General features: G+C 57.6%; 20 protein-coding genes. 14 read left to right on the top strand and 6 right to left on the bottom strand.

The features are described from left to right. Window positions 1-13: 13 nt before the first annotated feature. From ACR42C_RS15330 to ACR42C_RS15315, 4 genes are all read left to right on the top strand, one after another. Window positions 14-811 (top strand): AraC family transcriptional regulator, encoded by a 798-nt coding sequence (locus tag ACR42C_RS15330; RefSeq protein ID WP_316379377.1) that lies wholly within the window; start codon window positions 14-16, stop codon window positions 809-811. A 41-nt stretch (window positions 812-852) separates the two neighbouring features. Further along, complete coding sequence (dusC, locus tag ACR42C_RS15325; protein ID WP_116338708.1) at window positions 853-1785, top strand: tRNA dihydrouridine(16) synthase DusC; 933 nt, start codon at window positions 853-855, stop codon at window positions 1783-1785. Between the two features lie 152 nt (window positions 1786-1937). After that, window positions 1938-3356 (top strand): multidrug resistance outer membrane protein MdtQ, encoded by a 1419-nt coding sequence (mdtQ, locus tag ACR42C_RS15320; protein WP_479984293.1) that lies wholly within the window; start codon window positions 1938-1940, stop codon window positions 3354-3356. Window positions 3357-3406: 50 nt separating this feature from the next. Continuing rightward, complete coding sequence (locus ACR42C_RS15315; RefSeq protein WP_116338712.1) at window positions 3407-4171, top strand: SDR family oxidoreductase; 765 nt, start codon at window positions 3407-3409, stop codon at window positions 4169-4171. Window positions 4172-4275: 104 nt separating this feature from the next. Here ACR42C_RS15315 and ACR42C_RS15310 read toward each other — a convergent pair whose 3' ends face one another. Continuing rightward, the gene (locus tag ACR42C_RS15310; protein ID WP_116338714.1) at window positions 4276-4848 is read right to left on the bottom strand and encodes a DedA family protein; all 573 of its coding nucleotides are present in this window, start codon (window positions 4846-4848) and stop codon (window positions 4276-4278) included. 157 nt (window positions 4849-5005) lie between these two features. Here ACR42C_RS15310 and ACR42C_RS15305 point away from each other — a divergent pair, with 157 nt between their 5' ends. Together ACR42C_RS15305 and pbpG are read left to right on the top strand one after the other, a co-directional pair. Next, on the top strand, window positions 5006-5593 hold the full coding sequence (locus ACR42C_RS15305; RefSeq protein ID WP_116338716.1) for a Yip1 family protein: 588 nt from the start codon (window positions 5006-5008) through the stop codon (window positions 5591-5593). A gap of 167 nt (window positions 5594-5760) precedes the next feature. Continuing rightward, complete coding sequence (pbpG, locus tag ACR42C_RS15300; protein ID WP_116338718.1) at window positions 5761-6684, top strand: D-alanyl-D-alanine endopeptidase; 924 nt, start codon at window positions 5761-5763, stop codon at window positions 6682-6684. 96 nt (window positions 6685-6780) lie between these two features. Here pbpG and ACR42C_RS15295 read toward each other — a convergent pair whose 3' ends face one another. Together ACR42C_RS15295 and dld are read right to left on the bottom strand one after the other, a co-directional pair. Further along, a complete protein-coding gene (locus ACR42C_RS15295; RefSeq protein ID WP_166711789.1) occupies window positions 6781-7335 on the bottom strand; it encodes a GNAT family N-acetyltransferase in 555 nt (184 codons plus the stop codon). A gap of 112 nt (window positions 7336-7447) precedes the next feature. Continuing rightward, window positions 7448-9196 carry a D-lactate dehydrogenase gene (gene dld / locus ACR42C_RS15290; RefSeq protein ID WP_166711787.1) on the bottom strand — a complete coding sequence of 583 codons (1749 nt, stop codon included), beginning with the start codon at window positions 9194-9196 and terminating at the stop codon, window positions 7448-7450. A gap of 189 nt (window positions 9197-9385) precedes the next feature. Between dld and bglX the strand changes: the two genes are divergently transcribed. The 5 genes from bglX to ACR42C_RS15265 all read left to right on the top strand — a co-directional run bounded on the left by bglX (window position 9386) and on the right by ACR42C_RS15265 (window position 15582). Then, on the top strand, window positions 9386-11683 hold the full coding sequence (gene bglX / locus ACR42C_RS15285) for a beta-glucosidase BglX (RefSeq protein WP_320720914.1): 2298 nt from the start codon (window positions 9386-9388) through the stop codon (window positions 11681-11683). 147 nt (window positions 11684-11830) lie between these two features. Further along, window positions 11831-12748 (top strand): glycine betaine ABC transporter substrate-binding protein OsmF, encoded by a 918-nt coding sequence (gene osmF / locus ACR42C_RS15280; protein WP_479984292.1) that lies wholly within the window; start codon window positions 11831-11833, stop codon window positions 12746-12748. A 12-nt stretch (window positions 12749-12760) separates the two neighbouring features. Then, window positions 12761-13918 (top strand): ABC transporter permease, encoded by a 1158-nt coding sequence (locus ACR42C_RS15275; protein ID WP_479984291.1) that lies wholly within the window; start codon window positions 12761-12763, stop codon window positions 13916-13918. After that, the gene (locus ACR42C_RS15270) at window positions 13911-14861 is read left to right on the top strand and encodes an ABC transporter ATP-binding protein (protein ID WP_479984290.1); all 951 of its coding nucleotides are present in this window, start codon (window positions 13911-13913) and stop codon (window positions 14859-14861) included. The genes ACR42C_RS15275 and ACR42C_RS15270 overlap by 8 nt, the downstream gene beginning before the upstream one ends. Continuing rightward, window positions 14845-15582, top strand: a complete 738-nt coding sequence (locus tag ACR42C_RS15265) for an ABC transporter permease (protein WP_163330229.1) — start codon at window positions 14845-14847, stop codon at window positions 15580-15582. Before ACR42C_RS15270 ends, ACR42C_RS15265 begins: the two co-directional genes overlap by 17 nt. Here the strand turns inward: ACR42C_RS15265 and ACR42C_RS15260 are convergent. Together ACR42C_RS15260 and mlrA are read right to left on the bottom strand one after the other, a co-directional pair. Beyond that, complete coding sequence (locus ACR42C_RS15260) at window positions 15557-15670, bottom strand: protein YohO (protein ID WP_008500895.1); 114 nt, start codon at window positions 15668-15670, stop codon at window positions 15557-15559. The two genes, ACR42C_RS15265 and ACR42C_RS15260, sit on opposite strands and share 26 nt — an antisense overlap. Before the next feature lie 69 nt (window positions 15671-15739). Further along, a complete protein-coding gene (mlrA, locus tag ACR42C_RS15255) occupies window positions 15740-16480 on the bottom strand; it encodes an HTH-type transcriptional regulator MlrA (RefSeq protein WP_116338734.1) in 741 nt (246 codons plus the stop codon). A gap of 218 nt (window positions 16481-16698) precedes the next feature. Here mlrA and ACR42C_RS15250 point away from each other — a divergent pair, with 218 nt between their 5' ends. The 3 genes from ACR42C_RS15250 to ACR42C_RS15240 are packed head-to-tail and all read left to right on the top strand — an operon-like array spanning window position 16699 to window position 19614. Further along, the gene (locus tag ACR42C_RS15250; RefSeq protein WP_192983104.1) at window positions 16699-18384 is read left to right on the top strand and encodes a sensor histidine kinase; all 1686 of its coding nucleotides are present in this window, start codon (window positions 16699-16701) and stop codon (window positions 18382-18384) included. Next, a complete protein-coding gene (gene btsR, locus ACR42C_RS15245; RefSeq protein WP_116338738.1) occupies window positions 18378-19097 on the top strand; it encodes a two-component system response regulator BtsR in 720 nt (239 codons plus the stop codon). Before ACR42C_RS15250 ends, btsR begins: the two co-directional genes overlap by 7 nt. A 46-nt stretch (window positions 19098-19143) precedes the next feature. Further along, a complete protein-coding gene (locus tag ACR42C_RS15240; protein ID WP_045888720.1) occupies window positions 19144-19614 on the top strand; it encodes a YehS family protein in 471 nt (156 codons plus the stop codon). A 31-nt stretch (window positions 19615-19645) separates the two neighbouring features. On the opposite strand, the gene metG is transcribed toward ACR42C_RS15240, so the two are convergent. After that, the gene (metG, locus tag ACR42C_RS15235; protein WP_320720916.1) at window positions 19646-21679 is read right to left on the bottom strand and encodes a methionine--tRNA ligase; all 2034 of its coding nucleotides are present in this window, start codon (window positions 21677-21679) and stop codon (window positions 19646-19648) included. Window positions 21680-21799 lie beyond the last annotated feature (120 nt).

The raw sequence follows: 21799 nt of genomic DNA, 5'->3' as shown, positions 1-21799 counted from the left end.
GGAGGAATGTGAAATGCCAACCGTTATCGATAAAACGCCAATTCACGACGATGCCATCGGATGGTCCAGAGGGGCAATTAGTTATACGCGTGGCGAAGTGGATCCCCCTCACCGGCATTCACAGGGGCAACTTTTGTTTGCCATCAAAGGGGTGATGCTGGTCGAAACTGGCAATAAGCGTTGGGTCATACCGCCTCAGCGCGCGTTGTGGATCCCTCCCTTTCAGGAACACACCTACAGCGTGTTATCCACCACGGAGCTCCGCGCAGTCTGGTTTAGCCCCGCGCTGATATCGCAATGCGAGCCTTTTACACGGAAAGAAGAGGTTCACGTGATTATGGCGACAGCGTTGTTCAAAGAGCTGATTGCCGGGCTGTTCAGTGCGCAATACCGGCCAGCCAGTCAGCGCAGCATGGCCGTTTTGCTGCTCGACATCCTCAGCGAGGCGCAGCAGATTTCGGCCGAATTACCGATGCCCGTTGATGGGCGGTTACATCGCGTTGCCTGTGACATCATTGCCAACAATCTCTGGGATGTTTCTATGGAAAGTCTGGCGGAACAGGCCGCGATGTCTGAACGCACATTTTCACGCGCGTTTATCAAAGATACAGGCTTTAGCTTCCGGGCCTGGCGACAGCGCGCAAGGATTTGTGCCTCGCTGGACCTGCTCGCCAACGGATACCCGGTTAAGCAGGTGGCCTGGATGCTGGGGTTTTCAGGGCAGGCGGCATTTGCGGCGGCGTTTCGCGCCGTTGTCGGGGCAACGCCGGCTGACTTTCTACCTGAACAGAAGCGCTTCCCAGCGATATAGAGAGCGGCTACTATAGCGCGTCTTTTTTCACAGGTACTGCTATGCGTGTTTTACTGGCTCCAATGGAAGGCGTGCTCGACTCCCTCGTGCGCGAGCTTCTGACCGAGGTGAACGATTACGATCTCTGCGTGACGGAGTTTCTGCGCGTGGTCGATATGCTGTTGCCGGTAAAATCCTTCTACCGCCTGTGCCCCGAGCTGCACAACCAGAGCCGGACCTCTTCCGGCACGCTGGTGCGTATTCAGCTGCTCGGCCAGTATCCTGAATGGCTGGCGGAAAACGCTGCCCGCGCGGTTGAGCTGGGCTCTTACGGGGTGGATCTCAACTGTGGCTGTCCGTCGAAGCTGGTCAATGGCAGCGGCGGCGGGGCGACCTTGCTGAAAGATCCTGAGCTGATTTACCGCGGCGCGAAAGCCATGCGTGAGGCTGTGCCTTCGCATTTGCCGGTGACGGTTAAGGTGCGTCTGGGGTGGGACAGCGACGCGCGGCAGTTTGAAATCGCCGATGCGGTGCAGCAGGCCGGGGCCACCGAGCTGGTGGTGCATGGCCGCACCAAAGACGATGGCTACAAAGCCGAGCGCATTAACTGGCAGGCGATCGGCGAGATCCGCAAGCGCCTCACCATTCCGGTGATCGCCAATGGTGAAATCTGGGATTACGAGAGTGCGCAGGCATGCCTGAACGCTACCGGCTGTGATGCGGTGATGATTGGCCGCGGTGCGCTGAACGTGCCGAACCTCAGCCGTGTAGTGAAATATAACGAGCCGCGGATGCCGTGGGCAGACGTCGTCACGCTGCTGCAAAAATACAGCCGTCTGGAAAAGCAGGGCGACACCGGTTTGTATCACGTCGCTCGAATTAAACAGTGGCTGAGTTATTTACGTAAAGAGTACAGCGAAGCGCTGGGATTATTTCAGGAGATCCGCACGCTGCAAACGTCGGCTGATATTGCGCGGGTTATACAGTCAAAATAACCGGTACTTATATTTAAATATAAATAATTCACACAGTGAATATTTTGCCGATTATGTAAGTGTATGACAATTTGCGGATTGCCACGCGTTACTAAAAAATGGAACGTCATCAAGCGTAAGTTGCGCCTTTATTTTTTTGAGTGCATGGCGTAATGAAACGTTTTCTTATTTTATCTCTGAGTGCTCCCCTTATTTTTATGCTGGCTGCGTGCGCACCGGAACATTCCACGGTGTCGCCAATCAAAACGCAAGCGACAGCCGCTTCCGTTAATACCCAACTTCGTCATGCGGACTGGCCGAAAAATGAGTGGTGGAAAGCGTATAACGACCCGCAGTTAAATTCGCTGATTACGAAGGCAATAGCGGATGCCCCCGATATGCAGATTGCCCGTCAGCGCATTACGCTTGCCGAAGCCCAGGCGAAGGCCGCTATTGCTGCCGATGGCCCACAGATGGATTTTTCTGCGGATGTTGAACGGCAAAAAATGTCGGCAGAGGGGCTGATGGGGCCGTTTGCCCTGACCGACCCGGCGGCGGGTACAACTGGCCCATGGTATACCAACGGCACCTTTGGCCTGACGGCGGGCTGGGATCTCGATCTGTGGGGTAAAAACCGCGACCGGATCGCAGCGCGTATTGGCAAAGTGAATGCGCAAAAAGCGGAGCTGGAGCAGACCCGCCAACTGCTGGCCGGCAGCGTGGCGCGGCTCTACTGGGAGTGGCAAACTCAGGCCACCGCAAGGGAGGTTCTCGCGCAGATCAAACATGAACAGGACAATATTATTGGTGCCGACCGCGAGCTGTATCTGCACGGGATCACCTCTTCCGTGGAGGGTGTTGAAACGGATATCAACGCCAATAAAACCGAAGAGCAGCTGGCAGAAGTCAACGGGAAGATGAAAGCCGTCGAGGCGCGTCTGGTCGCGCTGACCAATTCTTCCTCCGTAACGCTTACGCGCCACCCGTTGCCTGCCGCAGAAGCCTCGTTACCGTCGACGCTCGGTTATGAACTGCTGGCTCGGCGTCCGGATCTTCAGGAGGCGCACTGGTATATCGAAGCCTCTATGAGCGAGGTGGATGCCGCCAGAGCGGCTTTCTATCCTGACGTGAACCTGATGGCGTTCTTACAGCAGGATGCCCTCCATCTGAGCGATCTGTTTCGCTCTTCAGCGCAGCAGATGGGCGTGACCGCCGGATTGACGCTGCCGATTTTTGACAGCGGCAGGCTGAACGCCAGGCTGGATATCGCCCAGGCGCAGAATAACCTTTCTGTCGCGAACTACAACAAAGCTGTGGTCGAAGCCGTCAATCAGGTGGCGCGTACGGCCAGTGAAGTTGAAACTCTGACGGCAAAGAATCGTCACCAGCAGCAGGTCGAAAAAGACGCGGCGCGCGTGGTGGCGCTGGCGCAGGCGCGTTTTAGCGCTGGTATCATTGCGGGCTCGCGGGTCAGCGAAGCCAGAATTCCGGCGCTGAAAGAACGTCTCGAAGGCGTCATGCTGAAAGGCCAGTATCTCGACGCCACGCTGCAGCTGACTTCAGCGCTGGGCGGTGGGTATCACCAGGGCTAAAAAAGGCCATTATCTATACTTACCTCTTTGCAGTTTTTCAGGAGGTGAGTATGACCAGAGTAGCGATTGTAACCGCATCGGATTCCGGGATCGGTAAAACCACGGCGCTGATGCTCGCAGAGCGCGGGTTTGATATTGGCGTCACCTGGCATTCCGATGAAAAAGGGGCGCTGGAAACCTGCCGTGAAGTTGAAGCGCGTGGGCAGCGCGCAGAGGCTATCCATCTTGATTTAAGCACGCTCCCGGACGGCGCGGAAGCCATTGAAACGCTGATTGCGCGTTTCGGGCGGCTGGACGTTCTGGTTAACAATGCCGGAGCGATGACCAAAGCGCCATTCCTTGAGATGGCGTTTGACGACTGGCGGAATATTTTTACCGTCGACGTGGATGGCGCGTTTCTCTGCTCACAGATTGCGGCACGGCAAATGGTGAAGCAGGGGGAAGGGGGGCGGATTGTAAACATCACCTCGGTGCACGAGCACACCCCGCTGCCGGAGGCCTGCGCCTATACGGCCGCGAAACATGCGCTCGGCGGCTTAACCAAATCCATGGCGATGGAGCTGGTTAAGCATAAGATTCTGGTGAACGCCGTCGCGCCGGGTGCCATTGCCACGCCGATGAACGATATGGACGACAGCGAAGTGAAGGAAGGGTCAATGCCGGAAATCCCGCTGGCAAGGCCGGGCCATACCAAAGAGATTGCCAGCCTGGTGGCGTGGCTGTGCGACAGCGATGCCAGCTACACAACGGGTCAATCGTTTATCGTCGACGGGGGCTTTATGCTGGCGAACCCGCAGTTTAAGCCGGAGAGGTAGTTGGTTTCCCCTCACCCCGGCCCTCTCCCCAAAGGGGAGAGGGTGTATATAGTTCCCTCTCCCTGTGGGAGAGGGTTAGGGTGAGGGCATCAGGCCGCACCAGGCTACTCCTCATCCCGCACCTTTTCCCGATGCTTCAGCCACAGCCTGACCCCAATCACCGCCACAACCACCAGAATCAACCACGCCCAGTGCTTCAGGTGCTGGTCAAGATTATGCAGCCACGGGCCAATCACCTCGCCGCCTGCATAACCGAGCGTTGTGAAGATCAGCGCCCAGGCTATCGCGCCAAGAATATTCAGCGGCAGGAAAATTTTTGGCGGCAGGCGGCTGGCGCCAATCAGTATCGGCCCGATAACCCTAAAGCCATACATAAAGCGAGTGCCAATCACGAACAGGTAAGGATGGCGCTGGATCAGGCGCTGCGCGCGGTTGATTTTCTTTTTGTGTTTAGCGAAACGCTTGAGCAGCGTCGGGCCAAAGCGCAGCCCCAGGAAGTAGAGCAGCTGATCGCCAATCATGCCGCCCAGCGCGACCGCGGCGACGACCAGCGGGAACTTCAGTAAGCCCTGATGCGCGGCGACGCCCCCTAGCAGCGTGATGGTTTCACCTTCCGCCACGCTGCCGATGACCAGCGCGGCATATCCATATTGTTCAATGAGCGCGTTAATATCCATTACGTAAGTGTTATCTCCCTCTGCGTACCTCGTTTAATCATATACCCCATGAATCAACCGCGCGGCAATCAACGGAAATTTCCCACTGTACATAAAATAATCTAAAGCCTGCATTATACTTAAGGTATCGCTGACGGGCCGACAAAAAGGGGGCGCTATGAACCATGTCTGGGGACTTTTCTCCCATCCCGATCGTGAGATGCATGTCATCAAAAGTGAGAACGAAACGGTCTCGCATCATTACACGCACCATGTGCTGCTCATGGCAGCGGTGCCGGTAATATGCGCGTTTATTGGCACAACACAAATTGGCTGGAACTTCGGTGACGGCACCGTGGTGCAGCTTTCCTGGTTTACCGGGCTCTATCTTGCCATTCTCTTTTATGGCCTGATGCTGGCCGGGGTGGCGGTTATGGGACGCGTCATTCACTGGATGGCGCGTAACTATCCGCAACGCCCATCGCTGGCACACTGTATGATCTTCGCCGGATACGTCGCGACCCCGCTGTTCTTAAGCGGTATTGTTGCGCTCTATCCACTGGTCTGGCTGTGCGCGCTGATCGGTACCATTGCCCTCTTTTATACCGGGTATCTGCTGTATGTGGGCGTTCCTACCTTCCTCAATATCAACAAAGAAGAGGGCCTGAGCTTCTCCGGCTCGACGCTTGCCATCGGGGTGCTGGTGCTGGAGGCGTTACTGGCGCTGACGGTTATTCTTTGGGGGTATGGATACCGTCTCTTCTAAGCTCACTGCATTGCTGGCGTAAATGCCAGCAATGCAGCATCTGTTCACGATTATCCGCTGGCGACAAAGCACGGTGACCGCTATGATGCCGAAGCCAGCCTGTGTTTATCCGTCGACACAGGCGGTGTACGTCATTACGTGCGTGAATAATTATCAGAAGTCTCACCATGCTGAAATTTCGAGTCTCTTTACTTAGCCTGGCGCTGCTGCTGGGCGCGTCAGCTGCTGTGCCAGCCGTCGCCAAAACGCCCGCGGTGACCGCCGCTGCTGCCCAGCCGCAAATTGCGTCCGGTAGCGCGATGATTGTCGATCTCAACACCAATAAGGTGATTTACGCCAGCCATCCGGACCTGGTGCGGCCTATTGCCTCAATAACCAAATTAATGACCGCGATGGTGGTGCTTGATGCACATCTGCCGCTGGACGAAAAGCTGAAAGTGGATATCAGCCACACGCCGGAGATGAAAGGGATCTACTCCCGCGTGCGCCTGAACAGCGAAATCAGCCGTAAAAATATGCTGCTGCTGGCGCTGATGTCATCCGAAAACCGCGCGGCGGCGAGCCTGGCGCACCACTATCCTGGCGGTTACGACGCGTTTATCCGCGCGATGAACGCCAAAGCCAAAGCGCTGGGGATGAGCAATACCCATTTTGTTGAACCGACGGGGCTGTCGATTAACAACGTCTCCACGGCCCGCGATCTGACGAAACTGCTGATTGCCAGCAAGCAGTACCCGCTGATTGGTCAGCTCAGTACCACCCGTGAAGAGATGGCGACCTTTGCGAACCCGTCCTACACGCTGCCGTTCCGCAATACTAACCATCTGGTGTACCGGGATAACTGGAACATTCAGCTAACGAAAACGGGCTTTACCAATGCGGCAGGGCACTGTCTGGTGATGCGCACGGTGTTTAACGGTAAGCCGGTGGCGCTGGTGGTGATGGATGCCTTCGGGAAATATACCCACTTTGCGGATGCGAGCCGCCTGCGTACCTGGATTGAGACCGGGAAAGTGCAGCCCGTTCCGGCTGCGGCATTGACGTATAAAAAGCAGAAAGCGGAGCAGATGGCGACGGCGCAGAACGATTAGGTAAAAGCAAAACGGTAACGCATGTTACCGTTTTTTATGTTTTCTCCCTCTCCCTGTGGGAGAGGGCCGGGGTGAGGGCACCAGACCGCACTGCTTTTATTCCGGCAGCGTCCAGTCCCCATCGTTGAGCGGGCGCTGCATTATCACCGTATCCCGCCAGTCGCCTTTCTTATACCCCACGCTGCGCAGCTGACCGACAATCTCGAAGCCGTGCTTTTTATGCAGCCGCAGCGATCCGGCATTATTATTGCCATCTCCCACAACGGCAATCATCTGCCGCCACGGGCCTTGCTCGCAGCGTGCAATTAGCGCGCTCATTAAGGCGGTGCCAAAACCGCGTCCGGTCATGCTGGCGTCCACGTAAATCGACTCTTCCAGGGTATAGCGATAGGCGTGTCGCGGTCGATAAGGGGCGGCGTAGCAGTAGCCCACCACGATCCCGCGGTACAGCCCGACAAGCCACGGTAAACCGTTCTCGGCCACGCTTTTCATGCGCTGACGCATTTCGTCGATGGTGGGGGGAACTTCTTCGAACGACGCGCGTCCGTGAAGCACATGCCAGGCGTAAATGGCGGCGATGGCATGCACATCATCGGGAAGGGCGTCGCGCACTTCCAGTTCGGTTTCGGATAAAACATCAACAGCCGACATGACGTGCCCGCTCCTCGTTATCGAATGCCGGAGAAACGTTTCTCCGGCGACTGAACGCTACTCTATTACGATTACGGCGCGCGAAACAATCTCTCAAATTTGGCTGTAGGGTTTAATCAGACGCTTGCGTTATGTGCTGCTCCGCATCTGCACTTTCTTGCCAGTATTTCTTCCGCGTTGTTTTCCCTATGCCGGGGTTCATACTGTTTGTAGGGTCATTCTCGCGATAAAACTGCTTAAGTGCGTCAGGGGCTTTATAAAGATGCCCAACGTTGTGTTCCGCAGGATATTGTGCGCCGCGCTCGCGCAGCAGGGCGAGCATCTGCTCCTTCAGTTCGTGTGCGTCGACCCCTTTTTTGACGATGTAATCCTGATGGAAAACGTAGCACATAAAGTGGCCGTAATAGAGCTTGTGCACCAGCTTGCTGTCAATTTCCGGCGGCAGGTGCTCAAACCATTCGGTGTCGTTTCGTCGCAGGGCGATATCCAGCGCCAGAATATCTTCCACCTCTTCGGAATGTACCGCCTGGTAACGGATGGCGGCACCCGCGGCGGCGAAGCGGTGCAGGAAGGCTTTGCTGCCTTCTTCCGGCGTACAGGCGAAGAAATCCCCCTCGGCGGTTTTGAAGAACTCGGTGAGCCAGCTCTGCGCTTCGGCAATCCCGTCACCGGCCATTTTTAGCAGCAGATGATGTTCGTACTTATCACGCCAGGTTTTCATTCGCTCCGGCAGATGCGCAGGGAAAACGTTCCCCAGCTTCTGCATAAAGCGGTCGGTAAAGTGGGGCTTGAACAGCGACACCTTCTCCAGCATCGCGTCGGTGCGGCCCTTCATGGTGAAGAAGAACGGCATTTTGTCAGTGCCGAGCTTGTCGATCATCAGGAAGGTGTCTTTCCCGTAGCGCTCCGCGATGTCGTAAATGTCACGGTGCATATACTCGCCCGCCACGGGAAGGTGGGTGAATTCACCGAGAATATGACGGCGTATCTCCGTCAGAACCTCAGGCTGATTGGTGCCGATGTAAAACACCTGCTGCTTTTTCTCCGCCGGGAAGGTATCAAGGCGTACGGCAAAAACGGCCAGCTTGCCCGCGCAGCCGGAGGATTCAAACAGGCGGTCCGGGTCGGCGTTATAGCGCGCCGGGGTGTCGGCTTCGATATCGCGCACGCGGGTGACGTAATCGTGATCGTGCGCGTGGCGACCGTCGTGCTGTACGTCTTCGTCCCTCACGCGGTCGTCGTCGAGCTTGCTGAGGATCTGTTCCGGCGTTACGCCCAGATCGATGCCCAGGTGGTTCACCAGCGTCAGCTTGCCGTTTTCGTCGATACGGGCAAACAGCGACATTTCGGTGTAGGCCGGACCGCGCTGTACCAGCGAACCGCCGGAGTTATTGCAGATCCCGCCCACCACCGAGGCGCCAATGCAGGAGGAGCCGATCACCGAGTGCGGTTCGCGTCCCAGCGGCTTAAGCGCTTTTTCGAGGGAGTAGAGCGTGGTGCCGGGGAACGCGAGCACCTGCTCGCCTTTGTCCAGCAGGTGCAGCTTGTCGAGGCGCAGGGTACTGATAATCACGATATCGCGATCGTAATCGTTGCCGTTCGGCGTAGAGCCTTCGGTCAGGCCGGTGTTGGCCGCCTGCATTAAAATAATCTTATCCGCGGCAACGCAGGCGCTCAGTACGCGCCACAGCTCCAGCAGCGTGCCGGGGAAGACCACCGCCAGCGCCTCGCCCTGACCGGAGCGGAAACCCTTACGGTAGCGGGCGGTTTTGGCCGGGTCAGTAAGCAGGTGAGAGGAGCCAACCAGGCGCGACAGTTCGTTAATAAAAGTCTTGTTATCGTCAGTTCGAACAGAAGTCATCTTCCACTCCTTGTGGTGGGGCAAATTTCTCGCTGTAAAGCATAGCGCGATTAACTGTTCAACGGTCGAGTATTCACGAGAAAAATCAGAGAATAACCCTGCAACGTTCAGAGGGTTTGTGGCACACTGCGCTTTTCGCACGGTCTGGCCGGGTGCTTCCCACGGTTATTGATGAGAGAGAATAACAACATGAAATGGCTATGTTCTGTAGGTGTCGCCGTCAGCCTGGCGCTGCAACCTGCGCTGGCAGAGGATTTGTTTGGTAATCACCCGCTCACGCCTGAAGCCCGCGACGCGTTTGTCACGGAGTTGCTTAAGAAGATGACGGTCGATGAAAAAATCGGCCAGCTGCGTCTGATCAGCGTCGGCCCGGATAACCCGAAAGAGGCCATCCGCGAGATGATCAAAGAGAATCAGGTGGGCGCGATTTTTAACACCGTCACCCGTCAGGATATCCGTAAAATGCAGGATCAGGTGATGGAACTCAGCCGCCTGAAAATCCCTCTGTTCTTCGCCTATGACGTGGTGCACGGCCAGCGTACCGTCTTCCCCATCAGCCTCGGCCTGGCCTCCTCCTTTAACCTCGATGCGGTGAAAACCGTCGGGCGCGTATCTGCCTATGAAGCGGCGGACGACGGCCTGAACATGACCTGGGCACCGATGGTGGACGTCTCGCGCGATCCGCGCTGGGGCCGCGCCTCGGAAGGCTTCGGTGAAGATACCTTTTTAACGGCCACGATGGGCAAAACCATGGTGGAAGCGATGCAGGGCAAAAGCCCGGCGGACCGCTACTCGGTGATGACCAGCGTCAAACACTTCGCGGCCTACGGCGCCGTCGAGGGCGGTAAAGAGTACAACACTGTCGACATGAGCCCGCAGCGCCTGTTTAACGACTACATGCCGCCGTACAAGGCAGGTCTGGACGCGGGCAGCGGCGCGGTGATGGTGGCGCTGAACTCGCTAAACGGCACGCCAGCGACCTCCGATTCCTGGCTGCTGAAAGACGTCCTGCGCGACCAGTGGGGCTTTAAGGGCATCACCGTTTCCGACCACGGCGCGATTAAAGAGCTGATCAAACACGGTACGGCGTCCGACCCGGAAGACGCGGTGCGCGTGGCGCTCAAGTCCGGCATTAACATGAGCATGAGCGATGAGTACTACAGCAAATACCTGCCGGGGCTGGTGAAGAGCGGCAAGGTAACGATGGCGGAGCTGGACGATGCCGCGCGCCACGTGCTGAACGTGAAATACGACATGGGGCTGTTTAACGATCCGTACAGCCATCTGGGCCCGAAAGATTCTGACCCGGCTGATACCAACGCCGAAAGCCGCCTGCACCGCAAAGAAGCGCGTGAAGTGGCGCGCGAAAGTCTGGTGCTGCTGAAGAACCGCCTCGATACACTGCCGCTGAAAAAATCTGGCACTATTGCTGTGGTCGGCCCGCTGGCTGACAGCAAGCGCGACGTGATGGGCAGCTGGTCTGCTGCGGGCGTGGCCGATCAGTCCGTCACCGTCCTGACCGGCATCAAGAGCGCCGTCGGTGAAAACGCCAAAGTGGTGTACGCCAAAGGGGCGAACGTCACCGACGATAAAGACATCGTCACGTTCCTCAACCAGTACGAGGAAGCGGTTAAGGTCGACCCGCGTACGCCGAAGGAGATGATTGAGGAAGCGGTCAACGCCGCGAAGCAGTCCGATGTGGTTGTCGCGGTCGTGGGGGAAGCGCAGGGTATGGCGCATGAAGCCTCCAGCCGCACCGACATCACCATCCCGCAGAGCCAGCGCGATCTGATCGCCGCCCTTAAGGCCACCGGCAAACCGCTGGTGCTGGTGCTGATGAACGGCCGTCCGCTGGCGCTGGTGAAAGAGGACCAGCAGGCTGACGCCATTCTGGAAACCTGGTTCGCCGGCACCGAAGGCGGTAACGCCATCGCCGACGTGCTGTTTGGTGATTACAACCCGTCTGGCAAGCTGCCTATGTCCTTCCCGCGCTCCGTCGGGCAGATCCCGGTCTACTACAGCCACCTGAACACCGGTCGCCCGTACAACGCCGACAAGCCGAACAAGTACACGTCTCGTTACTTCGACGAAGCTAACGGCCCGCTCTATCCGTTTGGTTACGGCCTGAGCTACACCACCTTTAAGGTCTCTGACGTGAAAATGTCGGCGCCGACCCTGAAGCGTGACGGCAAAGTTACCGCCAGCGTTGAGGTGACCAACACCGGCAAGCGCGAAGGGGCAACGGTGATTCAGATGTACGTGCAGGATGTGACTGCGTCGATGAGCCGTCCTGTGAAGCAGCTGCGCGGTTTCGAAAAGGTTGATCTTAAACCTGGCGAAACCAAAACCATCAGCTTCCCGATTGACGTGGACGCGCTGAAGTTCTGGAACCAGCAGATGAAATATGATGCGGAACCGGGCAAGTTTAACGTCTTTATCGGGGTGGATTCCGCCCGCGTGAATAAAGGCGAGTTCGAGCTGCTGTAACCTTTCCTTCCCTTTGCATCCCCCGACTTCCGGGGGATGCGTCTTACCTTATGCTAAAAAGGCATTTTGCCGGGTAAATCCGCCGTTTTAAGCTACGCTTTTCTCTCAAGCCTCTGAAAAAGGCGATAAAAAAATGAGGACAGCGGAATGACGATTAAAACGGGGATGGTAGCTTCTGCGGTGCTACTCGCAGCGCTAAGCCTGCCGCTACAGGCGGCGGAGCCGGTAAAAGTGGGCTCAAAGATCGATACCGAGGGCGCGCTGCTCGGGAATATTATTCTCCAGGTGCTGGAAAGCCACGGCGTGAAAACCGTCAATAAAGTTCAGCTGGGCACCACGCCCGTTGTGCGCGGCGCGATTACCTCCGGCGAGCTGGATATCTACCCTGAATACACCGGCAACGGCGCGTTCTTCTTCAAAGACGAAAACGATCCGGCATGGAAAAATGCCAAAGCTGGGTATGAAAAAGTCAAAAAACTCGACGCAGAGCAGAACAAGCTGGTCTGGTTAACCCCGGCCCCGGCCAACAATACCTGGACTATCGCCGTGCGTAAGGACGTGGCGGAGAAAGGTAAGTTGACTACGCTTGCGGATCTCAGCCGCTATCTGAAAGAGAAGGGCGATTTTAAGCTTGCGGCCTCCGCGGAGTTTATCGAGCGTCCTGACGCGCTACCCGCGTTCGAAAAAGCGTACGACTTCAAGCTCGACCAGGCGCAACTGCTTTCGCTCGCGGGCGGGGATACCGCGGTAACCATCAAAGCGGCGGCGCAGCAAACCTCTGGCGTTAACGCGGCGATGGCCTACGGCACCGACGGCCCGGTAGCGGCGCTCGGCCTGCAAACCCTGACCGATCCTAAAGGCGTACAGCCAATTTACGCCCCGACTCCGGTAGTGCGTGAGGCGGTGCTGAAAGCCTATCCGGAGATTGCCGACTGGCTCAAACCGGTCTTCGAAAAGCTGGATGAAAAAACGCTGCAGCAGCTGAATGCCAGCATTGCCGTCAAGGGACTGGATGCCAAAAAAGTGGCCGCCGACTTCCTGAAACAACAAGGGCTTGTGAAGTAACGGGAAAGGGCTGTGCCAATAAAATGTCATAACCGCGTACTGCTGCTGTTGGCCTGCGTGGCCATCGCGGCGGTCGCGTTACCGTTTGTGAACGTCGCGCCTAACCGCCTGATGTCGGGGGAAGGGCGCTATATCTGGGAAGTGTGGGCGTTCACGCCGTGGTGGCTGGCGGCGGCGCTGGGCGCGTGGGTTGCACTGTCGCTCTGGCAAGGGCGCACGGCGCAGTGGCTGACGCTGCTCCTCGCTGAAGGGCTGTTTATCACGCTGTTCTGGGGCGCCGGGCAGGCGGCGACGCATATGGCGTCGGCGGAAAGTCCGCTGGCGAGAACCACGGTGGGTAGCGGCCTCTGGCTGTGGCTGGCGCTGTGTCTGCTGGCCAGTAGCGATGCCATTCGTCGACTCATCTCCAGCGCCGTCTGGCGCTGGGTGCTCAACGCGCAGATATGGTGCATTCCATTGTTCCTGCTGTTCAGCGGGGAACTAAATAATCTCTCGCTGTTAAAAGAGTACGCCAACCGTCAGGAGGTGTTTGATGATGCCCTGGCGCAACATCTGACAATTCTTTTTGGCACGCTGATCCCGGCTCTGCTGCTTGGGATACCGCTCGGCATGTGGTGTTATCGTCATCCTTCACGCCAGGGTGGGGTCTTTGCCGTGCTCAATGTCATCCAGACTATTCCCTCCGTTGCGCTGTTTGGCCTGCTGATTGCCCCGCTGGCCGGACTGGTGAAGTCATTCCCGGCGCTGGGAACGCTCGGCATAGCCGGAACGGGGTTAACGCCCGCGCTCATCGCGCTGGTGCTGTATGCGCTGCTGCCGCTGGTGCGCGGCGTGGTCGCGGGATTAAGCCAGGTCGCGCCGGATGTGCTGGAAAGCGCCCATGCGATGGGCATGAGCGCGCGACAGTGTTTCTGGAGGATTCAGCTTCCGCTGGCGCTGCCCCTGCTGCTGCGCAGCCTGCGGGTGGTGGCGGTCCAGACCGTCGGCATGGCAGTGATTGCCGCGCTGATTGGTGCGGGCGGCTTTGGCGCGCTGGTATTCCAGGGGCTGCTGAGCAGCGCCCTCGATCTGGTGTTATTGGGCGTGGTTCCCACCATTGCGCTGGCGGTTGTCGTCGACGCGCTGTTTGCCTTATGGCTCGCGCTGCTCAGGAGAAGAGCCAATGATTGAATTTCATGATGTCAGTAAAACCTTTGCCGGTCGCCCGGCGGCGAGCCACCTGAACCTGAACTTTGCCGAGGGCGCGTTTTCCGTGCTGATTGGCACATCGGGTTCGGGAAAATCCACCACACTGAAGATGATCAACCGGCTGGTTGAGCACGACAGCGGCCTGATCCGCTTTGCCGGAGAAGAGATCCGCAGCCTGCCGGTGCTGGAGCTGCGCCGCCGGATGGGCTATGCCATTCAGTCTATCGGCCTGTTTCCGCACTGGACGGTGGCGCAGAACATCGCCACCGTGCTGCAGCTGGAGAAATGGTCGCGGGCTAAAATCGCTGACCGCGTTGATGAACTCATGTCTCTGCTGGGGCTGGAGCCCGCGCTGCGCGATCGCTATCCGCACCAGCTCTCCGGTGGGCAGCAGCAGCGCGTGGGCGTGGCGCGCGCGCTGGCGGCCAACCCGCAGGTGCTGCTGATGGATGAACCCTTCGGCGCGCTGGATCCGGTTACGCGCGGGGCGCTGCAGGCGGAGATGACCCGCATTCACCGCATTCTCGGTCGAACCATCGTCCTCGTGACGCACGATATTGATGAAGCCCTGCGCCTGGCCGACCATCTGGTGCTGATGGACCACGGCGAGGTGGTGCAGCAGGGCGCGCCGCTTGAGCTATTAACCTGGCCGAAGAACGACTTTGTGCGCGAGTTTTTTGGCCGCAGCGAGCTGGGCGTGAGGCTGCTCTCACTGCGGACGGTTGGTGACTATATGCGTCCCGAGGAGACAGTGGTGAGCGGCGAACCGCTACAGGAGCAGATGAGCCTGCGGGACGCCCTCTCCGCGTTTGTCGCGCGCCGGTGTGAAGTCCTGCCCGTGGCGGATGCCCGGGGCGCGCCGTGCGGAAGCCTGCATTTTCGCGATCTGCTGGCCGGGGAGGTGACGCGTGAAGGCACTGCGTGATCCGCTCCTCTGGCTGGCAGCGCTCTTTGTCGCCTTACTGTTTCTGATGCCCCACAGCGCGGCGCTGTTTAACGCCCTTTTTCCCGGGCTGCCGCGGCCGGTCTATCAGCAGGAGAGCTTTATCAACCTCGCCCTGGCGCATCTCTGGCTGGTGGCGCTCTCAAGCGTCATCGCGGTGGTGCTGGGAGTAGGGGCGGGCATTGCGGTTACGCGACCTGCGGGCCGGGAGTTTCGTCCGCTGGTGGAAACGGTTGCGGCCATTGGGCAGACGTTTCCGCCGGTGGCGGTGCTGGCGATAGCGGTGCCGGTGATGGGTTTTGGTCAGCAGCCCGCGATTATTGCGCTGATTTTATACGGCGTGTTGCCCGTTCTCCAGGGCACGCTGGCGGGCGTTGCGGCGGTCCCTGCGTCTGTATTAAGCGTGGCGGAAGGAATGGGGATGAGCCGTTGGCAGCGGCTTCGCAAGGTAGAACTACCGCTTGCGGCACCGGTTATTATTGCCGGGATCCGCACGTCGGTGATTATTAACATCGGGACGGCGACCATTGCGTCTACGGTCGGTGCCAATACGCTGGGAACGCCGATCATCATCGGCTTAAGCGGGTTTAATACGGCTTATATTGTGCAGGGGGCGGTGCTGGTCGCGCTGGCGGCCATCGTCGTCGATCGCCTTTTTGAGCGGCTGGCGCTGTACCTCAGCCGACACCGCCACGAACGATAAACGAGTACCCGGCCAGCATCACGCCGCCGATACCGCTTACGGCCATCAGGACAAAAAGGGTAATAATGGCGAGTTTGGTTGCCTTCATCATGTGCTCCTGTTGTTAACGGAACAATTATACGGTGAAGCGCAGCTGTTAATGAACCATTAAATGCCGTTATGGTTCATCCGGACCCAGGGAATAAACCGGATAACCGTGCTCACGCCATTCCGTCAGCAGCTGTTGCTGCGAGGCGGACGGCACTTCGCCGCACCAGACCAGCAGGGTCTGGCCGTCGAAAAACTCGGGTTTGAGCTGCCCCAGCGAGTGCGCAAGGACATCCACGCGCCAGCCCTTTTGGGTGGCGATCCACGCTTCCAGCCACAGACGGGTTGTATCGTGCACGTTCCAGCCGACCACCAGCGCATCTTTTCCGGCCTTGTTCTTCGCCGAGGCAAGACAGACGGCAATATAGTTAATCAGCACCCCGTCAAGCATACTGAGCAGCGCCTGCAGGGTTGACTGCTGGCACTGCAGGCGTCGACGGAGCGGAATGAAAAGATGGGTGATAAGCGTTTTCGCCGGATAATCGCGCCCCTGCTCTTTGATCCAGGCGCGCAGGCGCTGCAGGTTACCGGCCTGCAGGAGCCGCAGCAGGGTTTCCTGTTGTTCACGCCAGAGGTGTTGCGTGTCCGGGTCGTCGTGGCTCAGCAGAGACTTCACTTTGCCGACCTGCACCCCGTTGTCGATCCAACTTTTGATTTCGCGGATCCGGTCGATATCGGCATCGTTGAAAAGACGATGACCACCGTCCGTTCTCTGCGGTTTGAGCAATCCATACCGTCGCTGCCACGCCCGTAGGGTAACGGGATTGATATCACAAAGGAGTGCCACTTCACCGATTGTGTAAAGCGCCATATTTGCCCCCTGGCTTACGCGTCCCCAGCTTAACTGTAGACCCACTTTGCCGAACCAGGAAGGTGTGGTTAATTTTTAGACAAATAATGCGAAGCATGCGCGATATGCAGAAAAAGGTGTGATAACGGACACGATTTTACGCTTTTTTGGGATGCTTCAAAGAAAGTTCATCCGCATCCGTGTATGTTACGCGTTTTTTAGCGTGTGCGGTTTTGAGTATGTACGAGTTTAACCTGGTGCTGCTGTTGCTTCAGCAGATGTGCGTGTTTCTGGTCATTGCCTGGCTGATGAGCAAAACGCGTCTTTTCATCCCGCTGATGCAGGTTACCGTACGCCTGCCGCACAAGCTGCTCTGCTATGTCACCTTCTCTATTTTTTGCATCATGGGAACCTATTTTGGTCTCCATATCGAAGACTCTATTGCCAATACGCGCGCCATCGGCGCGGTGATGGGCGGGCTGCTGGGCGGCCCGGTCGTCGGTGGCCTTGTGGGTCTGACGGGCGGACTTCATCGCTATTCCATGGGTGGGATGACGGCGCTCAGCTGCATGATCTCCACGATCGTCGAGGGGCTGCTCGGCGGCCTGGTGCACAGCTATATGATTAAGCGCGGTCGCCCGGATAAAGTCTTTAGCCCGCTTACCGCCGGGGCCATTACCTTTGTGGCCGAAATGGCGCAGATGGCGATCATTCTGCTGATTGCGCGTCCGTTCGAGGATGCGCTGCACCTGGTCAGCAATATTGCCGCCCCGATGATGGTGACCAACACCGTCGGCGCGGCGCTGTTTATGCGTATTCTGCTCGACAAGCGCGCTATGTTCGAAAAATACACCTCGGCCTTTTCCGCCACGGCGCTGAAGGTTGCCGCCTCGACCGAAGGGATCCTGCGTCAGGGGTTTAACGAAGAGAACAGCATGAAGGTCGCGCAGGTGCTCTACAAGGAGCTTGATATCGGCGCCGTTGCCATTACCGATCGCGAAAAGCTGCTGGCGTTTACCGGCACCGGGGACGATCATCATCTTCCTGGCAAACCGATCTCTTCGACCTACACGCTGCGCGCTATTGAAACTGGTGAGGTGGTGTATGCCGACGGTAACGAAGTGCCTTACCGCTGCTCGCTGCACCCGCAGTGCAAGCTGGGCTCCACGCTGGTCATTCCGCTGCGCGGGGAAAATCAGCGGGTGATGGGCACCATCAAGCTGTATGAGGCGAAAAACCGTCTGTTCAGCTCCATCAACCGCACGCTGGGGGAGGGGATAGCCCAGCTTCTTTCCGCGCAAATCCTCGCCGGGCAGTATGAGCGGCAGAAAGCCCTGCTGACGCAGTCTGAAATTAAGCTGCTACATGCCCAGGTCAATCCGCATTTCCTGTTCAATGCCCTCAACACGCTCAAAGCGGTGATCCGCCGCGACAGCGATCAGGCCGCGCAGCTGGTGCAGTTTCTGTCGACCTTTTTCCGCAAGAACCTGAAGCGGCCCTCTGAGATCGTGACCCTCGCCGACGAGATTGAGCACGTGAATGCCTATCTGCAGATTGAGCAGGCGCGGTTTCAATCCCGTCTGCAGGTGTCGCTCTCCGTTCCGGATGAGCTTGCGCATCAGCATCTTCCGGCCTTTACCCTGCAGCCTATTGTGGAGAATGCCATCAAGCACGGTACCTCGCAGCTTCTGGGGACAGGGGAGGTCACCATCGCCGCCAGCCGTTTTAACCATCATCTGGTGCTGGATATTGAAGATAACGCCGGGCTTTACCAGCCTTCCGCCTCCGGCGGTTTAGGGATGAGCCTGGTGGATAAACGTCTGCGCGCCCACTTTGGCGATGACTGTGGCATTACAGTTGCCTGTGAGCCCGACCGATTTACCCGTATTACCGTTCGACTGCCGCTGGAGGAAAACGCATGTTAAGAGTGCTGATTGTGGATGATGAGCCGCTGGCACGGGAAAACCTGCGCGTTCTGCTGCAGGAGCAGCCAGATATTGAGATTGTGGGAGAGTGCGCCAACGCCATTGAGGCCATCGGCGCGGTGCACAAACTGCGCCCTGACGTGCTGTTCCTGGACATTCAGATGCCGCGCATCAGCGGGCTGGAGATGGTCGGCATGCTCGACCCGGAGCATCGTCCCTACATCGTGTTTCTGACGGCGTTCGACGAGTATGCCGTTAAGGCTTTTGAGGAACACGCGTTTGATTATTTACTCAAGCCGATTGAAGAGAAGCGCCTGGAAAAAACGCTCAGCCGTTTACGCCAGGAGCGAACCGTTCAGGACGTTACGCTGTTGCCGGAGAACCAGCAGCCGCTGAAATTTATCCCCTGCACCGGGCACAGCCGGATTTATCTTCTGCAGATGGATGATGTGGCGTTTGTCAGTAGCCGCCTGAGCGGGGTGTTTGTCACCAGTGCGGAAGGGAACGAAGGGTTCACCGAACTGACTCTGCGCACGCTGGAGAGCCGCACGCCGCTGCTCCGCTGCCACCGCCAGTATCTGGTGAACATGGCGCACCTGAAGGAGATCCGCCTGGAAGATAACGGCCAGGCCGAGCTGGTGCTGCGTGCCGGGCAGACCGTCCCCGTCAGCCGTCGCTATCTGAAGAGTTTGAAAGAGGCGATTGGCCTGTAAAACTGGTACACTGCGCGCCATTGCATCATCGACATTCGAAGGCTCTATGCTAAGTAACGACATTCTTCGTAGCCTGCGCTACACCCTGAAAGCAAACAATAACGACATGGTGCGCATTCTTGCGCTGTCCGATATGGAATCCACGTCTGCAGGTTTCGATACCTGGATGACCAAAGAAGACGAAGAGGGCTTCGTTCGCTGCCCGGACATCATTCTGTCGGGTTTCCTGAACGGCCTCATTTACGATAAGCGTGGCAAAGATCCGGCCGCGCCGGAGCTGGCGCTGGAGCGCCGCGTGAACAACAACACGGTGCTGAAAAAGCTGCGTATCGCGTTCTCGCTGAAAACGGACGATATTGTGGCGATCATGACGGAGCAAAAGTACCGCGTATCCGTACCGGAAGTGACCGCCATGATGCGCGCGCCGGATCATAAAAACTACCGCGAGTGCGGCGACCAGTTTCTGCGCAATTTCCTGCGCGGGCTGACCCACCGGGTACATCACCCGAAACCATAAAAAAAGCCGGAGAGAATCTCCGGCTTTTTTGTTATTTCACCTGCTGGCCCGGCTTCGCGCCTTCGTCAGGGCTTAACAGGAAGATATCTTTCCCGCCAGGGCCTGCGGCCATCACCATCCCCTCAGAGATGCCGAAGCGCATTTTGCGCGGCGCCAGGTTCGCCACCATTACGGTCTGACGACCGATCAGCACCTGCGGGTCCGGGTAGGCTGAACGGATGCCGGAGAAGACGTTACGCTTCTCGCCGCCCAGATCCAGCGTCAGGCGCAGCAGCTTGTCAGAACCTTCCACGAACTCCGCGTTTTCAATCAGCGCCACGCGCAGGTCGACTTTCGCGAAATCGTCGAAGGTGATGGTTTCCTGAATCGGATCGTCAGCCAGCGGGCCGGTTACCGGTGCCGCCGCCGCTTTCACTTCTTCTTTAGAGGCTTCGACCAGGGCTTCAACCTGCTTCATTTCGATGCGGTTATAGAGCGCTTTAAAGGTGTTCACCTTGTGGCCGAGCAGCGGCTGCTGGATAGCGTCCCAGGTCAGTTCAGTATTCAGGAACGCTTCAGCGCGGGCTGCCAGCTGCGGCAGAACCGGCTTCAGCCAGGTCATCAGCACGCGGAACATGTTCAGACCCATGGTGCAGATTGCCTGAAGGTCGGCGTCACGGCCTTCCTGTTTCGCGACAACCCACGGGGCCTGCTCGTCCACATAGCGGTTGGCAACATCGGCCAGCGCCATGATTTCACGAATCGCTTTACCGAACTCACGGCTTTCCCAGGCTTCGCCAACCGCAGCGGCAGCATCGGTGAAGGTTTTATACAACTCAGGATCGGCCAGTTCGGCAGAAAGCACACCGTCAAAGCGTTTGGCGATAAACCCTGCGTTACGGGACGCCAGGTTCACCACCTTGTTCACGATATCCGCGTTCACGCGCTGCACGAAATCTTCCAGGTTCAGGTCAATATCATCGATACGGGAAGAGAGCTTCGCGGTGTAGTAGTAGCGCAGGCTGTCCGCGTCGAAATGGTTCAGCCAGGTGCTGGCCTTAATGAACGTCCCGCGAGACTTGGACATCTTCGCGCCGTTCACCGTTACGTAGCCGTGTACGAACAGGTTGGTTGGCTTGCGGAAGTTACTGCCTTCCAGCATTGCCGGCCAGAACAGGCTATGGAAGTAGACGATGTCTTTACCGATGAAGTGGTACAGTTCGGCGTCGGAATCCTTCTTCCAGTATTCGTCGAAGCTGACGGTGTCGCCCCGCTTGTCGCACAGGTTCTTGAACGAGCCCATGTAGCCGATTGGCGCATCCAGCCAGACGTAGAAGTATTTGCCCGGCGCGTTCGGGATTTCGAAGCCGAAGTACGGCGCATCGCGGGAAATATCCCACTGCTGCAGGCCGGATTCGAACCACTCCTGCATCTTGTTCGCCACCTGCTCCTGCAGCGCGCCGCTGCGGGTCCACGCCTGCAGCATTTCGCTGAAGGACGGCAGGTCGAAGAAGAAGTGCTCGGAATCACGCATCACAGGCGTGGCGCCGGAAACCACGGATTTCGGCTCGATAAGCTCGGTCGGGCTGTAGGTCGCGCCGCAGACTTCGCAGTTATCGCCGTACTGGTCCGGGGATTTACATTTCGGACAGGTGCCTTTGACGAAACGGTCCGGCAGGAACATGCCTTTTTCCGGATCGTACAGCTGAGAGATAGTGCGGTTTTTGATAAAACCGTTCTCTTTCAGACGGGTGTATATCAGCTCCGACAGCTCGCGGTTTTCGTCGCTGTGCGTGGAGTGATAGTTGTCATAGCTGATGTCAAAGCCAGCAAAATCGGTCTGATGCTCCTGACTCATTTCGGCAATCATCTGCTCCGGGGAAATCCCCAGCTGCTGCGCTTTCAGCATGATAGGCGTGCCGTGGGCGTCGTCAGCGCAGATGAAGTTAACCTCGTGGCCGCGCATTCGCTGGTAACGGACCCAGACATCAGCCTGGATATGCTCCAGCATGTGGCCGAGGTGGATTGAGCCGTTGGCGTACGGCAGGGCGCACGTTACCAGAATTTTTTTCGCGACTTGAGTCATAGTAGGCATTACTTCTTTTAACTGTGAAAAGGGTTTTCGATATTACCAAAAGGGGCATTATTAAGTAAGCACAAACCGCGGCCTTTCAGGTAAACTTGTTTGCCTAAGGTCTTATTCACA

Source organism: Enterobacter sp. MG-EB028, assembly GCF_056673305.1.
Note: the sequence above shows the minus strand (reverse complement) of the source record. Positions and strands in the feature narration are given on the sequence as shown.

Coding starts and splice junctions, on each gene's coding strand:
- ACR42C_RS15330 (WP_316379377.1), top strand. CDS start 14: ATGCCAACCGTTATCGATAAAACGCCAATTCACGACGATGCCATCGGA.
- dusC (WP_116338708.1), top strand. CDS start 853: ATGCGTGTTTTACTGGCTCCAATGGAAGGCGTGCTCGACTCCCTCGTG.
- mdtQ (WP_479984293.1), top strand. CDS start 1,938: ATGAAACGTTTTCTTATTTTATCTCTGAGTGCTCCCCTTATTTTTATG.
- ACR42C_RS15315 (WP_116338712.1), top strand. CDS start 3,407: ATGACCAGAGTAGCGATTGTAACCGCATCGGATTCCGGGATCGGTAAA.
- ACR42C_RS15310 (WP_116338714.1), bottom strand. CDS start 4,848: ATGGATATTAACGCGCTCATTGAACAATATGGATATGCCGCGCTGGTC.
- ACR42C_RS15305 (WP_116338716.1), top strand. CDS start 5,006: ATGAACCATGTCTGGGGACTTTTCTCCCATCCCGATCGTGAGATGCAT.
- pbpG (WP_116338718.1), top strand. CDS start 5,761: ATGCTGAAATTTCGAGTCTCTTTACTTAGCCTGGCGCTGCTGCTGGGC.
- ACR42C_RS15295 (WP_166711789.1), bottom strand. CDS start 7,335: ATGTCGGCTGTTGATGTTTTATCCGAAACCGAACTGGAAGTGCGCGAC.
- dld (WP_166711787.1), bottom strand. CDS start 9,196: ATGACTTCTGTTCGAACTGACGATAACAAGACTTTTATTAACGAACTG.
- bglX (WP_320720914.1), top strand. CDS start 9,386: ATGAAATGGCTATGTTCTGTAGGTGTCGCCGTCAGCCTGGCGCTGCAA.
- osmF (WP_479984292.1), top strand. CDS start 11,831: ATGACGATTAAAACGGGGATGGTAGCTTCTGCGGTGCTACTCGCAGCG.
- ACR42C_RS15270 (WP_479984290.1), top strand. CDS start 13,911: ATGATTGAATTTCATGATGTCAGTAAAACCTTTGCCGGTCGCCCGGCG.
- ACR42C_RS15260 (WP_008500895.1), bottom strand. CDS start 15,670: ATGAAGGCAACCAAACTCGCCATTATTACCCTTTTTGTCCTGATGGCC.
- mlrA (WP_116338734.1), bottom strand. CDS start 16,480: ATGGCGCTTTACACAATCGGTGAAGTGGCACTCCTTTGTGATATCAAT.
- ACR42C_RS15250 (WP_192983104.1), top strand. CDS start 16,699: ATGTACGAGTTTAACCTGGTGCTGCTGTTGCTTCAGCAGATGTGCGTG.
- btsR (WP_116338738.1), top strand. CDS start 18,378: ATGTTAAGAGTGCTGATTGTGGATGATGAGCCGCTGGCACGGGAAAAC.
- ACR42C_RS15240 (WP_045888720.1), top strand. CDS start 19,144: ATGCTAAGTAACGACATTCTTCGTAGCCTGCGCTACACCCTGAAAGCA.
- metG (WP_320720916.1), bottom strand. CDS start 21,679: ATGACTCAAGTCGCGAAAAAAATTCTGGTAACGTGCGCCCTGCCGTAC.